The sequence below is a fragment of the Pseudomonas sp. TAE6080 genome (genome assembly GCF_018732265.1).
GTDB classification, from domain to species: Bacteria; Pseudomonadota; Gammaproteobacteria; order Pseudomonadales; family Pseudomonadaceae; genus Aquipseudomonas; species Aquipseudomonas brenneri.
In genome coordinates, this window is sequence record NZ_JAHIDY010000015.1 from 25,464 (window position 1) to 38,966 (window position 13,503).

The 13,503-nt window shown below is 60.6% G+C and carries 13 protein-coding genes; 6 read left to right on the top strand and 7 right to left on the bottom strand.

All coding sequences use genetic code 11. The features are described 5' to 3' along the window. Positions 1-69 precede the first annotated feature (69 nt). Both KL786_RS13345 and KL786_RS13350 read left to right on the top strand, forming a co-directional pair. A complete protein-coding gene (locus tag KL786_RS13345; RefSeq protein WP_215517909.1) occupies positions 70-1,854 on the top strand; it encodes an acyl-CoA dehydrogenase C-terminal domain-containing protein in 1,785 nt (594 codons plus the stop codon). 142 nt (positions 1,855-1,996) lie between these two features. Further along, entirely contained in the window at positions 1,997-3,775 is a 1,779-nt protein-coding gene (locus tag KL786_RS13350) for an acyl-CoA dehydrogenase C-terminal domain-containing protein (protein WP_215517910.1), read from the top strand. 226 nt (positions 3,776-4,001) lie between these two features. Here KL786_RS13350 and KL786_RS13355 read toward each other — a convergent pair whose 3' ends face one another. Further along, positions 4,002-4,922, bottom strand: a complete 921-nt coding sequence (locus KL786_RS13355) for a LysR family transcriptional regulator (RefSeq protein WP_032858579.1) — start codon at positions 4,920-4,922, stop codon at positions 4,002-4,004. A 206-nt stretch (positions 4,923-5,128) separates the two neighbouring features. Between KL786_RS13355 and KL786_RS13360 the strand changes: the two genes are divergently transcribed. The 4 genes from KL786_RS13360 (at position 5,129) to KL786_RS13375 (ending at position 7,569) form a co-directional block, all read left to right on the top strand. After that, entirely contained in the window at positions 5,129-6,409 is a 1,281-nt protein-coding gene (locus KL786_RS13360; protein WP_215517911.1) for an aspartate aminotransferase family protein, read from the top strand. A 233-nt stretch (positions 6,410-6,642) separates the two neighbouring features. Continuing rightward, entirely contained in the window at positions 6,643-7,008 is a 366-nt protein-coding gene (locus KL786_RS13365; protein ID WP_215517912.1) for a type II toxin-antitoxin system RelE/ParE family toxin, read from the top strand. After that, complete coding sequence (locus tag KL786_RS13370; RefSeq protein ID WP_215517913.1) at positions 6,992-7,312, top strand: helix-turn-helix domain-containing protein; 321 nt, start codon at positions 6,992-6,994, stop codon at positions 7,310-7,312. Before KL786_RS13365 ends, KL786_RS13370 begins: the two co-directional genes overlap by 17 nt. 98 nt (positions 7,313-7,410) lie before the next feature. After that, positions 7,411-7,569 carry a YqaE/Pmp3 family membrane protein gene (locus KL786_RS13375; protein WP_032858573.1) on the top strand — a complete coding sequence of 53 codons (159 nt, stop codon included), beginning with the start codon at positions 7,411-7,413 and terminating at the stop codon, positions 7,567-7,569. Positions 7,570-7,573: 4 nt separating this feature from the next. On the opposite strand, the gene pqqE is transcribed toward KL786_RS13375, so the two are convergent. The 6 genes from pqqE to pqqF all read right to left on the bottom strand — a co-directional run bounded on the left by pqqE (position 7,574) and on the right by pqqF (position 13,462). After that, on the bottom strand, positions 7,574-8,734 hold the full coding sequence (pqqE, locus tag KL786_RS13380; protein ID WP_215517914.1) for a pyrroloquinoline quinone biosynthesis protein PqqE: 1,161 nt from the start codon (positions 8,732-8,734) through the stop codon (positions 7,574-7,576). Next, complete coding sequence (gene pqqD, locus KL786_RS13385) at positions 8,706-8,981, bottom strand: pyrroloquinoline quinone biosynthesis peptide chaperone PqqD (protein ID WP_032858571.1); 276 nt, start codon at positions 8,979-8,981, stop codon at positions 8,706-8,708. The genes pqqE and pqqD overlap by 29 nt, the downstream gene beginning before the upstream one ends. Then, on the bottom strand, positions 8,978-9,730 hold the full coding sequence (pqqC, locus tag KL786_RS13390) for a pyrroloquinoline-quinone synthase PqqC (RefSeq protein ID WP_215517915.1): 753 nt from the start codon (positions 9,728-9,730) through the stop codon (positions 8,978-8,980). The genes pqqD and pqqC overlap by 4 nt, the downstream gene beginning before the upstream one ends. Before the next feature lie 108 nt (positions 9,731-9,838). Further along, positions 9,839-10,750, bottom strand: a complete 912-nt coding sequence (pqqB, locus tag KL786_RS13395) for a pyrroloquinoline quinone biosynthesis protein PqqB (protein ID WP_215517916.1) — start codon at positions 10,748-10,750, stop codon at positions 9,839-9,841. Positions 10,751-10,825: 75 nt separating this feature from the next. Then, positions 10,826-10,900 carry a pyrroloquinoline quinone precursor peptide PqqA gene (pqqA, locus tag KL786_RS13400; protein ID WP_003194766.1) on the bottom strand — a complete coding sequence of 25 codons (75 nt, stop codon included), beginning with the start codon at positions 10,898-10,900 and terminating at the stop codon, positions 10,826-10,828. A gap of 162 nt (positions 10,901-11,062) precedes the next feature. Continuing rightward, complete coding sequence (gene pqqF, locus KL786_RS13405) at positions 11,063-13,462, bottom strand: pyrroloquinoline quinone biosynthesis protein PqqF (protein ID WP_215517917.1); 2,400 nt, start codon at positions 13,460-13,462, stop codon at positions 11,063-11,065. Between the last annotated feature and the right edge of the window lie 41 nt (positions 13,463-13,503).

A 13,503-nucleotide genomic window follows, 5' to 3' on the forward strand; every position in this document is an offset into this window, starting at 1 on the left:
CCTGTACAGTGATTGTCCAGGGGCATCGGCAGCAGTAGGTTGAAGCCATCTGCCGCCGGAGACATCACCATGCCTGCCTATAAAGCTCCCCTGCGCGACATGCGCTTTTTGATCGATCACGTGTTTGACTTCCCTGCTCATTACGCTGCCCTGGGGGCCACCGAGGCCAGCCCGGATATGGTCAGCGCGATCCTCGAAGAGGGCGCCCGGTTCTGCGAAAACGTGCTGGCCCCGTTGAACCGCCCAGGTGATGAAGAGGGCTGCCATTTTGACAATGGCGTAGTGACCACGCCCAAAGGTTTCAAGGAAGCCTTCGCGCAATACGTCGAGGGCGGCTGGCATGGCCTGGCGGCGGATCCGGCCTACGGCGGCCAAGGTCTGCCGTCTTCCCTGGGCTTGGTGCTCAGCGAGATGATCGGCTCCAGCAACACCTCCTGGGGCATGTACCCCGGTCTGACCCACGGTGCCATGTCGGCGATTCACGCCCACGGCACCGCAGAGCAGAAAGACACCTACCTGAGCAAACTCACCGCCGGCCAGTGGACGGGCACCATGTGCCTGACCGAAGCCCACTGTGGCACCGACCTTGGCATCATCAAGACCCGCGCCGTGCCCCAGGCAAACGGCAGCTATGCGGTGACCGGTAGCAAGATCTTCATCTCTGCCGGCGAGCACGACATGAGTGAAAACATCATCCACCTGGTGTTGGCCAAGTTGCCGGACGCGCCTGCTGGCACCAAGGGTATTTCGCTGTTTATCGTACCCAAGTTCCTTGCCGGTTCCGGGGCGCGCAATGGGGTCAGTTGCGGCTCCATCGAGCACAAGATGGGGATCAAGGCCTCGGCCACCTGCGTGCTGAACTTCGATGGTGCCGAGGGCTACCTGATCGGTGAGGCCAACAAGGGCCTGAACTGCATGTTCACCATGATGAACCATGCGCGCCTGGGCACGGGCATGCAGGGGTTGTGCCTGGGTGAAGCGAGCTTCCAGGGCGCGATCAAGTACGCCAACGACCGTCTGCAGATGCGCGCCCTGACCGGCGCCAAGGCTCCGGATAAGCCGGCGGACCCGATCATCGTGCATCCTGATGTGCGGCGCATGTTGCTGACCATGAAAGCCTTCAATGAAGGTAACCGCGCCCTGACTTACTTCACCGCGCAACTGCTGGACACCGCACACCTGAGCGACGACCCGCAGCAGCGCCAGCAGGCTGAGGATCTGTTGGCGCTCCTCACCCCGATCTGCAAAGCCTTTATGACCGAAACCGGGCTGGAGGTGACCAACCACGGTATGCAGGTGTTTGGCGGCCACGGGTTTATCCGCGAATGGGGCATGGAACAGTTGGTGCGCGACTGCCGGATCGCACCGATCTATGAAGGCACCAACGGCATCCAGGCCCTGGATTTGCTGGGGCGCAAGGTGCTGGGCAGCCAAGGCAAGTTACTGCGCGGCTTTACCAAAATCGTGCATAAGTTTTGTGCGGCGAATGCCGAGCACCCACAACTCAAGGCCCAGGTCGCGCAACTCAATGAGTTGAACCAGCAATGGGGCGAGTTGACGACCAAGGTCGGCATGGCCGCGATGAAAAACCCCGATGAAGTCGGCGCTGCGGCCCTGGATTACTTGATGTACAGCGGCTACATCATCCATGCCTACCTGTGGCTGCGCATGGCGCTGGTGGCCCAGGCGCAGCTGGATGCAGGCCAAGGCGATGCGGACTACGCCCGTGGCAAGTTGGCGACCTGCGAGTTTTACTTCAAGCGTCTGTTGCCGCGCACCAGCGCCCATCGTGCGGCGGTGGAGGCGGGCAGTGATTGCTTGATGAATCTGCCTGCCGAGATGTTCGCCCTGTAACCGTAGGAATGAGGGTTGTGTGACTGAAAAATACTTGTCGGTCACAAGCAGACCCTATGTGTCACAAAAGTTGTTCGGTTACACTCAGGGTCTGTGAAACCGATCCTACCGAATCACTTTTAACGTTCCTACGAGGTTTGCCATGGCTGACTACAAAGCGCCGCTGCGCGATATGCGCTTCGTCCTCAACGAAGTATTCGAGGTTGCCAAGCTGTGGGCGCAATTGCCGGCCCTGGCCGAGACCGTCGACGCCCAAACCGTCGAGGCAATCCTTGAAGAGGCTGGCAAAGTCACGGCCAAGACCATCGCCCCGTTGAGTCGCAACGGTGACGAGGAAGGTTGCCGCTGGGACAACGGCGTGGTCACCACCCCGGCCGGCTTCCCCGAAGCCTACAAGACCTATGCCGAAGGTGGCTGGGTGGGCGTAGGTGGCGATCCGGCCTACGGCGGCATGGGCATGCCCAAGGCCGTGTCGGCCCAGGTTGAAGAAATGATCAACTCATCGGGCCTGGCGTTTGGCCTGTACCCGATGCTGACGTCCGGCGCCTGTGTGTCGATCAATACTCACGCCAGCGACGAACTGAAAGCCACCTACCTGCCGAATATGTACTCGGGTGTGTGGGCCGGTTCCATGTGCCTGACCGAGCCCCATGCCGGCACCGACCTGGGGATTATTCGTACCAAGGCTGAGCCCCAGGCGGACGGTTCCTACAAGGTCAGCGGGACCAAGATCTTTATCACCGGTGGCGAACACGATCTCACCGAAAACATCATCCACCTGGTGCTGGCCAAGTTGCCGGACGCTCCAGCGGGGCCCAAGGGCATCTCGCTGTTCCTGGTGCCCAAGTTCATGGTCAATGCCGATGGCAGCCTGGGCGCACGCAACCCGGTGACCTGTGGTTCGATCGAACACAAGATGGGCATCCAGGCCTCCGCCACCTGTGTGATGAACTTCGACGAAGCCGTCGGCTACCTGGTGGGCGAGCCGAACCGTGGCCTGGCGGCGATGTTCACGATGATGAACTACGAGCGCCTGGGCGTCGGCATCCAGGGGCTGGCGACCGGCGAGCGCTCTTACCAGAACGCTGTGGAATACGCGCGTGATCGCCTGCAAAGCCGCTCGCCGACTGGCCCGAAGGCCAAGGACAAGATCGCCGACCCAATCATCAACCACCCTGATGTGCGGCGCATGTTGCTGACCATGAAGGCGGCGAACGAAGGCGGTCGTGCGTTCTCCACTTATGTGGCGATGCAACTGGACACCGCCAAGTTCAGCGAAGACGCCGCGACCCGCAAGCGCGCGGATGACCTGGTGGCGCTGCTGACCCCGGTTTCCAAGGCGTTCCTCACGGACCTGGGCCTGGAAACCACCGTGCACGGCCAGCAGATTTTTGGCGGCCATGGCTATATTCGCGAGTGGGGCCAGGAGCAGTTGGTCCGTGATGTGCGTATCACCCAGATCTACGAAGGCACCAACGGCATCCAGGCGCTGGACTTGATGGGGCGCAAGATCGTCGGCAGCGGCGGGGCGTTCTATACGCTGTTCGCCGATGAGATCCGCCATTTCATCGCCACTGCTAGCAGTGACTTGGTTGAGTTCACCCAACCGCTGGGTGTTGCCGTCGATGAGCTCGATACCTTGACCGCCTGGGTGCTGGATCGCGCCAAGACCAACCCGAATGAAATCGGCGCGGCCTCGGTGGAGTATCTGCACGCCTTTGGCTACATGGCCTACGCCTACATGTGGGCACTGATGGCCAAGGCGGCCTTGGGTAAAGAAACCGAGGAAGATTTCTACGCCAGCAAACTGGGGACGGCGCGCTTCTACTTTGCCCGCCTGCTACCGCGAATTCACTCCCTGAGCGCCTCGGTGAAGGCCGGTAGTGAATCGCTGTTCTTGCTGGACGAAGCACAGTTCTAAGCGGGGAGGGCGTGTAAGCATTCTCTTACATGACGTGCTGCTAATCGTCCTCTATCGCCAGATTGGATCCACAGCTAATCTACTTCACATGGACGTCGCGCAGGAAGCGCAAAGCAACAACAGGGACACGTAGGATTCTGCCAGGATGGCGGAGTGAAATGGATGTCAGGGAAACAGTCTGCAAAGCCCCGCTTCGGCGGGGTTTTCTTATTGCCCGCGAAAAAGTTCAGGCCAGCCCGTCTACCGTGGCCGCCGGCCCATGCGGGCCATTCATCACGTCTTCGAGCAAGGTGCGCAGTAGTTCAAGCGTTGCCTGCTGCCTTTGTATATCCCGGCACACCAACCCGACCTTCAGCGGTACCCGTGGCTCACTCAAGGGTTTCCACAGGAGCGCCTGGCTGCTGTGTTCGTCCTGTGAGCGGCCGGGCAGAACCGTCGCCAGTCGGGTATGGGGCAGGCTGTCGAGAATCCCCACCATGGTGTTCAGTTCCGCCTGGACCTGTGGCCGGCGCCCCAGGTTCGCCAACTGCGCCTGCCAGATCTGCCTGACCTGGAACTCTTCCCCCAGCAACAGCATGGGCAACTCCGCCGCTTGCTTGAGGGAAACCTTCTTGAATTCACGCAAAGGATGGTCAGCCGGGATGACCACTTTCAGTTCATCTTCATACAGCAATACGCCGTGCAGACCGGGCTGGCGCGCGGGTAGGTAACTGATGCCAATGTCCAGAGAACCATTGAGCAGGCGGCGTTCGATCTCCAGGCCCGTCAGTTCGTAGATCTGCACCACCAGGTGTGGCTGGGCTTTACGCACACGTTCGAGCATCTGCGGCACCAGGCTGGTATGCACGGTTTGCAGCACGCCGATGGCCAGGGTGCGCAGCGCCTGGCCCTTGAAGTGTCGCAGGGCCTCGACGGCTTGCTGCATGCCATCGAGCAACGGCAGGGCGTGGTTGTACAACGTGTGGGCGGCCAGGGTCGGCAGCAGGCGCTTGCTGCTGCGCTCGAACAAGCTCACGTCCAGGTGCTGCTCTAGCTGGCGGATCTGCTGTGACAGCGCCGGCTGGGAGATCGACAGGCGCTCTGCGGCCCGGCCGACATGGCCTTCTTCGTACACCGCGACGAAATAACGCAGTTGCTTGAAATCCATAAGTAATGCTTATCGAAAAAGCTGGAAAATCGAAATGGCTGTACGCCCTCAAGGCGCCTAGTCTAGCGCCTATTCAAAGGGCTTACAGGGCCAAGACGCGCGATGAATACCGTTTACAGCGATGGTGTTTACATAGGCAAGGCAAAAAACCACTGGCCGAGCTCCCGCCAACCTGAGGTTGCCAACAACCTGCGAGGTGTGCAGGCATGAACCTGTTCAACCTGCGCCGCCCGGCACCGAGCCTGGATGATTTGCTACTGGACACGAAACCCCCGATGTTGCGCGATGAGCTTTCCAGCCAATCCCTGATGCCGACCGTGGCTCGTCCGCCGCAGGTTTTCGTACGTGGCCAGGGTTCCTGGCTGTGGGACAGCGAAGACCGTGCCTACCTGGACTTTACCCAGGGCGGCGCTGCCAACAGCCTCGGCCACAGCCCTTCGGTACTGGTGCGCGCATTGGCCGACCAGGCGCAGGCGCTGATCAACCCCGGCATAGGGCTGCACAACCGCAGCCAATTGAACCTGGTGGAACGCCTGTGCCACAGCACTGGCAGCGACCAGGCCTACCTGCTCAACAGCGGTGCAGAAGCCTGCGAGGCGGCCATCAAGTTGGCGCGCAAGTGGGGGCAAGTGCACCGGGGCGGCGCCTATCGAATCATCACCGCGAGCAACGCCTGCCATGGCCGCAGCCTGACCACACTGGCGGCCTCGGCGGGGGCTGGTGACAATCGTTTCGAACCGCAACTGCCGGGCTTTTGCCATGTGCCGTTCAACGATCTGCCCGCCTTGCATGCCGCAGTCGATGCGCAAACCGTGGCGATCATGCTGGAGCCGATCCAGGGCGAAGCCGGTGTCATCCCGGCCACCGAGCATTACCTCAAGGGGGTTGAGCGGTTATGCCGGGAGTTGGGCATTCTGTTGATTCTCGACGAGGTGCAGACCGGGATGGGCCGCTGCGGCACCTTGCTGGCAGAACAACGCTACGGCGTGCGCGCCGACATCGTCGCCCTGGGCAAGGGGTTGGGCGGCGGGGTGCCATTGGCTGCGCTGCTGGCTCGCGGCAAGGCCTGCTGCTTTGAACTGGGTGAGCTGGAAGGTACCCATCATGGCAATGCCCTGATGGCTGCTGCTGGAGTAGCCGTGCTCGAAAGCGCGCTGAGCCACGACTTCCTCGAACATGTGCGTGATACCGGCCAGTACCTGGGCGAAGGCCTGGCGCGCCTTGCCCACCGCTACGGCCAGGGTGAGCTGCGAGGGCAGGGTCTGTTGTTGGGCCTGACCTTGTCAGATGATTCGGCAGATGCGGTGGTAAAGGCGGCGCTTTATGAGGGCCTTATCCTCAATGCCCCACAACCCAACTGCCTGCGCTTTACCCCGGCACTGACGTTAAGCAAGAGCAATATCGACGAAATGCTACTGCGCCTGGCTCGCGCATTCTCCCGCGTGCACAGCGCCCAACTGCAATGCCGCAAGGGCATCGCCGTTTAACCCTTTTTCCTGAACCGTCTCGCGGTATACGCGGCGCCTCCAGCTTGATTCTTTTGGCTGGGGGCGTTTTTTTGTGTGTCATTTCTGGATTGAAAAGGATGCTTGAGGCTCATCGAGAAAAATGGCTTTTTAGCGGGCCCCGGTAGGGAGTGCCGGTAGGGCGCAAAGAATTTTTGTGAACCCTATTTCTAATCTGTACCACTGGGTGGTATGTTTGTGGGGAATGGATGCCTATGAAGCTACGACTGTTCAAAAGCCGGCATTTTGCTGATGCCGCCAGCAAGGCCTGGATCTGCGATTCGGAATTAGGAGAGGCATTTGGTGAAATGCTCAGGGGCCAGGCGGACAATCTGGGCGGTGGAGTCTGGAAGAAACGCCTCAATCACAACCGGCATCGCTCTATCGTCCTGGCGAAGGGTAGGCATTACTGGGTTTACCAGTTTCTGTTCGCCAAGCAAGATCAAAGCAATATCAGTCACAAGGAATTGACTGGGTTTCGGGCGTTGGCAAAGGCCTATGAAGGCTTAAACGAAATACAGATCCAGCAATTATTGGATCTCAAGGAGTTTGTGGAGATACATCATGACCAAAAAATATGAAAGCCAAGCGCTGGAGTCCGTTCACCAATCGGCCAGCGCACTGCACTCGATCGGTGCCATCAGCAAGACCACCCTGCGTGAGTTCGACGAGATGTGCCTGGCGCCTGTCCCAGCGCAGATACCTGCCGACCAGATCAAGCAGCTGCGTGAGCGCAGTCATGTCAGCCAACCGGTGTTCGCCCGTTACCTGAACACCAGCGCCTCGACAGTCAAGCAATGGGAGTCCGGTGAGAAGCAGCCCAGTGGCATGGCGCTCAAGTTGTTGAGCATCGTACAAAAGCATGGGCTGGACATCCTTGCCTGAGGAAGATGGCCCCGTGCCAGATTCTACTGAACCCTCGCGCACGCCCAGGGTCGATTAGCTGTACGGCTCACACGAGCCGATTTTTCGGAGCTGAACCCATGGATATCATTCGTATCATCATCGCCATTCTGGTGCCGCCACTGGGTGTGTTCTTGCAAGTGGGTTTCGCCGGCGCGTTCTGGCTGAATCTTCTGTTGACCCTGTGCGGCTACATCCCAGGCATCGTGCATGCGGTGTACATCATCGCCAAGCGCTGATCGCTCAGCCTTTGGCGATCAGCCGGGAGTTTCGCTCATTGCGAAAAGCCAGTTGCTCGATGGTCTGCGTGGCGTGTTCGGCTTCAAGACGGGCATTAAGGATGATGCCGTGGTCGGCGGATTTGCTGCACACCGGGTCAGCATTGCTGGCATCCCCTGTGAGCATGAACGCCTGGCAGCGACAGCCGCCGAAGTCCTTTTCCTTCTCGTCGCACGAGCGGCAGGGCTCGGGCATCCAGTCATAACCACGAAAGCGGTTGAAGCCAAACGAGTCGTACCAGATGTGCTGCATGCTGTGATCGCGCACATTGGGAAACTGCACCGGCATTTGTCGGGCGCCGTGACAGGGTAGGGCGGTGCCGTCTGGTGTGACTGTCAGAAAGATACTGCCCCAACCATTCATGCAGGCCTTCGGGCGTTCCTCGTAGTAGTCCGGCGTGACGAAAATCAGCTTGCACGGATGCCCTTCGGCTTCCAGCTTGGCGCGGTATTCGTTGGTGATGCGTTCGGCGCGGGTCAGTTGCTCCTGGGTTGGCAGTAGGCCAACGCGATTGAGTTGCGCCCAGCCGTAGAACTGGCAGGTAGCGAGTTCGACAAAGTCTGCTTCAAGGGCGATACACAGCTCGATGATGCGATCGATCTTGTCGATATTGTGTCTGTGGGTAACGAAATTCAGCACCATCGGATAGCCATGGGCTTTGACCGCCCGGGCCATTTCCAGCTTCTGCGCGAAAGCCTTTTTGGAGCCGGCCAGCAGGTTGTTCACCTGTTCGTCGCTGGCCTGGAAGCTGATCTGGATATGGTCCAGGCCCGCCTTCTTGAAGTCGCTGATTTTTTGCTCGGTCAGGCCGATACCGGAGGTGATCAGGTTGGTATAGAACCCCAGCTTGCGCGCTTCGCCGATCAGTTCGGCGAGGTCCTGGCGCACCAGCGGCTCACCGCCGGAAAACCCCAGTTGTGCCGCGCCCATTTCCCGGGCCTCGCGAAACACCTTGATCCATTGTTCGGTGCTCAACTCCTTGCCCTGCTCGGCGAAGTCCAGCGGGTTGGAGCAATAAGGGCACTGCAACGGGCAGCGATAGGTCAGCTCGGCAAGCAACCATAACGGCAGGCCAATCTCGGGCTTGGGCGGCAGCTCAGGCAAGTTCGATCCAGTGCTCTGCACGCGCCACCTCCATGAATTGCTCGATGTCTTCACCGAGTTCGGGTACGCCGGGGAATTGCTGTTCCAGCTCGCCAATGATGGCCGCCACACTGCGCTCTCCGTCGATCAAGCCACCAATCAACGCGGCACTGTCGTTGAGCTTGATCATGCCTTCTGGGTACAGCAACACATGGCCCTTCTGCGCCGGCTCGTACTGGTAGCGGTAGCCCTGGCGCCAGGTCGGTTTTTTGCTGCGGTCGAAACTCATAGGGTGATCCCTTTATGCCAGACCCGTTGCGCGGTCACGCTGTGATAAGGCGGGCGGTTCAGTTCGTAGGCCATGCTCATGGCATCGAGCATGCTCCAAAGAATGTCGAGTTTGAACTGGAGAATCTCCAGCATCCGCTCCTGGCCGGCGCGGCGGGTGTAGTGCGCAAGCGTGATCGCCAGCCCGTGCTCGACATCCCGACGGGCCTGGCCCAGGCGGGTGCGGAAATACTCATAGCCGGCAGGATCGATCCACGGGTAATGCTGGGGCCAGCTGTCGAGGCGCGATTGGTGGATCTGTGGGGCAAACAGCTCGGTCAGCGAGCTACTGGCGGCCTCTTGCCAACTGGCCCGGCGGGCGAAGTTGACGTAGGCATCGACGGCAAACCGCACGCCGGGCAGCACCAGCTCCTGGGAGCGCAGTTGATCCGGGTCCAGGCCCACCGCCTGGCCCAGGCGCAGCCAGGCTTCGATGCCACCGTCTTCGCCGGGGGCGCCGTCATGATCGAGCAGGCGCTGGATCCACTCGCGGCGGATTTCCCGGTCCGGGCAGTTGGCCAGGATCGCGGCGTCCTTCAGTGGGATATTCACCTGGTAGTAGAACCGGTTGGCGACCCAGCCCTGAATCTGCTCGCGGGTCGCGCGGCCTTCATACATCGCCACGTGGTAGGGGTGATGGATATGGTAGAAGGCGCCTTTGGCTCGCAAGGCCTGTTCAAACTCGGCGGGGGTCAGCGGTGTATCGGTCATTGGGGCTCTCCGTTGTAGGAGCAAGCTTGCTCGCGATGGTCGTTAACGATGACGTGGGCATTGTGGATAAGTGCGTTGCTCTTGCGTTTTTCGCGAGCAAGCTCGCTCCTACAGTTTGATGCTCATGCCGTCGTAGGCTACTTCTACATTGCGCCGCGCCAACTCGGCCCGTTCAGGCGAGTCTTCGTCGAGGATCGGGTTGGTGTTGTTGATATGGATAAGTACCTTGCGCTGCTTGGGCAATTGCTCCAGCACTTGCAGCATGCCGCCGGGGCCGTTCTGTGCCAGGTGGCCCATTTCGCGGCCGGTGCGGGTGCCGACGCCACGCCGTTGCATTTCATCGTCATCCCACATCGTGCCGTCGACCAGCAGGCAATCGCTGCCTGCCATGATCTCCAGCAGCGGCGCGTCGACCTTGCCCAGGCCGGGGGCATAGAACAGCTTGCCGCCGGTGCGCAGGTCTTCGACGATCAAGCCGATATTGTCACCGGGGTGCGGGTCGAACCGATGGGGCGAGTAGGGTGGCGCGGCGCTGCGCAGGGGCAGCGGGGTGAAGCGCAGGTTGGGGCAGGCAGGGACGGTGAAACTGGTATCCAGCTCGATGCGCTGCCAATCCAGGCCACCATTCCAGTGGGTCAGCATGGTGAACAACGGGAAGCCGGTGCTCAGGTCTTCATGGACCATGTCGGTGCACCACACTTGATGCGGGCAGCCTTCGCGCAGGCTGAGCAGGCCGGTGGTGTGGTCGATCTGGCTGTCCATCAGGATGATTGCGCTAATCCCGGTATCGCGCAGGGCCCGGCCCGGTTGCATCGGCGCAAAGCCCTGCAATTGGGTGCGGATATCCGGCGAGGCGTTGCACAGCACCCAATTCACGCCATCGTCGGACAGGGCGATGGACGATTGGGTGCGCGCCTGGGCGCGCAGGCTGCCGTCGCGAAAGCCAGCGCAGTTCACGCAGTTGCAGTTCCACTGTGGGAACCCACCACCGGCAGCCGAACCTAGAATCTGGACAAACATCGCCGCTCCTTCACACAAGACTCAAAATAAAAACGCCCCGGCGAGCCGAGGCGTTGCATTGCAATACAAAAGCAATCAGCGGCTGGCGAAGTACATGGTGACTTCAAAACCGATACGCAGATCAGTGTAAGCAGGTTTGGACCAAGTCATATTCATACTCCTACGAAGGGATGGGACGTTTACTACCAAGTAATACATATAGTCCACCTCCAGGCGGAGATGTTCAGATGTGTGTGGGAATATTACTCATTTCTCGTCGAGCTAGCGCTGTCTTGGTGGAAAAAGCCTGTTGCAGCATCAGCAACGATCAGCTCATAACGGCCAGGGATCGCCCACCGCAGCCCCATTGGCCAGGCAGAGCCAGCCGCCGGCGGCGTGGTTGAGTTGTTGCGCCGCGTTGATCAACTGCTGGCGTGTGCGGGTCTGGATCAACTGTTGCAACTGCTCAAGATAGTCCGCGCCATGCCCTGCCAGGCGGGCCTGCCAGAGCCATTCGGCGGCTTGGGGTATCGGCAGTGCGTGTGGCGAAAACTGCTCGGCCAGGGCTGCGTTGCCCAAGTCCTCGTTGCCATTGATCAAGGCTGGCAGTTGCATGAGGAAGGCCTGGATGTGAGTGAGCAGCCCCTCAAACGCCACGCTGGGCGACTGTACGCCAAACAGCAAGCCGGTTTGCCCATTGAGCTGTCGGATACCGCTGAATACGGCGTAGCCCACTTGCAGCTCGACGCGCAGGCGCTGGTAGAACGGGGTCTGGGCCAGATGGGCGAGCAATCGCCAGTCAGCCTCGTCGGCGAGAGACTGGCTCGGTGCCGGGCAGAACAGCAGCAAGGCGGCTTCATCGCCAGCGGTGTTTACTGTTTGCCAGCGATGTTGGCCGTTGATGGGCTGGGTCTTGTGTTCAACGTCGACGCATTGCCCGGGCAGGCGTGCCGCCGCACTTTTGATCGCCATTTCACAGGCAGCCGGCAGGCCGATGCCCAGGCCTTGCCAGTGGGCGGTGGCCCACAGGTCGGGTAACACGTTGAGATCAGCGATGAGCCCGGTGTTCGCAGTGCAGGCCGGCAATGCCTTGAGCAGTTCGCGAATGGCCATCTGTGGCGCCGGGCTGGCAGGCGTTTCTTGCCAAAGGCTCGCGTCGGGTTGAGCCAGGTCGCGTGCCAGTTGTTCGACGATGAGTGGCATGGGCTCATGCAGCCCGGTCATCTTCAGGAGCCAGCCATTGCCTATGGCCTCGAAGGAAATTTCCACGCCGGCCTGGCGGGCGTTTTCTCGCAGCGGCTGGAGGCTGCTGGCCAAGCGTGGGAAAAACGCTCCATGCTCGGGTAAGTCGAACTGCCAGCGCAGGTACAGGGCGCCTTCATCGTTATCGGCTGGCAGCGCCTGGCTGAATTCCAGGGCTGGCAGGTCCCGTCTGCCACGGGAGCGATCCTGGGCGAAGGTCCGTAACCCGCGATGGGCGCTGGTCTGGCCGCGAATCAGTCCGGGGCGTTGCTCTTTGGCGGCCTGTTGCAGGAATGGATTGGCTGGCGGCAACTTCCAGGCTTGTTCGGTGGGCGTCAGGTGCTGTGCATCCAGCATCGCCTGAAGGGCCTGGCAATGCTCTTCGCACAACTGCGGCGTTTCCTGTCGTGCCAGGGCCAGGGCGCCCCGGGTTTGCTGCTGGCGGGCGACCAACAGGGCGTACTCTGCACGCAGCGCAGTCCAATCGCTGTGAGCAAAAAAGCTCAGCCAGTCATTCAACAGTGCTTCGATTGCCGGGGCTTGTTGCGCCCCTTTGGGCCCCAGGGAGAACTCAATATCCAGCAGTGCCTGCCCGGCAAACTCATACAGCACCTTGGCGTGCAACGCATTCGCCCATCCGCGGGCTTTCAAATCGGCAAGCAAACCGCCCGGCGCCGCAGCATTGAGCCAGGTGCAAAGGAACTGCAATGCTTCACGGGGCGTGTTGCAGGCAATGATGTGATGCAAGCGGTTTTTTTCGAGGTGTGAGTAATGGTGTTTATCACCGCTCATCAATGCCGGTGGTGCTTGCTGTGGGCGCAGCGGCCCTGGGCGCAGGCTGTCGCCAAAGCGCTGGGCCAGGGCTTGCAACGCCTCCAGCGGCTGTGGGCCGGCAAGGCTCAAGGTCATCTGCCCGGTTTGATAAAAACCTTGGTAAAACGTGTGCAACCCTTGTTGAAAGTCCTCGTGTGGAACCGGCAGGCTGTCGCGATTGCCTGCATGGAAACCCCGTAGCGGATGCCCGGCAGCGAGGCCTTCGAGTAGCGCAACCTGATGTTGTGCCTCGGCATCCTGGGACCAGGCGACAAACTCTGCCTGCAGCACTTCACGCTCGCGCAGTTGATCGTCCATGGCCAGGTGCGGCTGAGCGAGCATATCGGCCAGGCGTTGCAGTGCTTCGCCCAAAACCTGCGTGGGCACTTCGAAGAAAAAGTCAGTGTTGCGCTCGCCGGTGCTGGCGTTGACCTGCCCACCATGGCGCTGCACGTAGGCCATCAAGCCATCAGATGCAGGAAAAGCCTCGGTGCCAAGAAACAGCAGGTGCTCCAGAAAGTGCGCGAGCCCCGGCCAGGCCAGCGGCACGTCATGGCTGCCGGCCGCTACCCGCAAGGCTGCTGCACAGCGCTTCAGATGTGGGGCATGACGCAGGGAAACCCGCAGGCCGTTGGCCAGGGTCAGTTGCAGGTGATGAGGGTGGGCCGGCACAGGCATGGACACTTCCAGAACGTAGGAAGTGCCTATGCTAGCGCAAA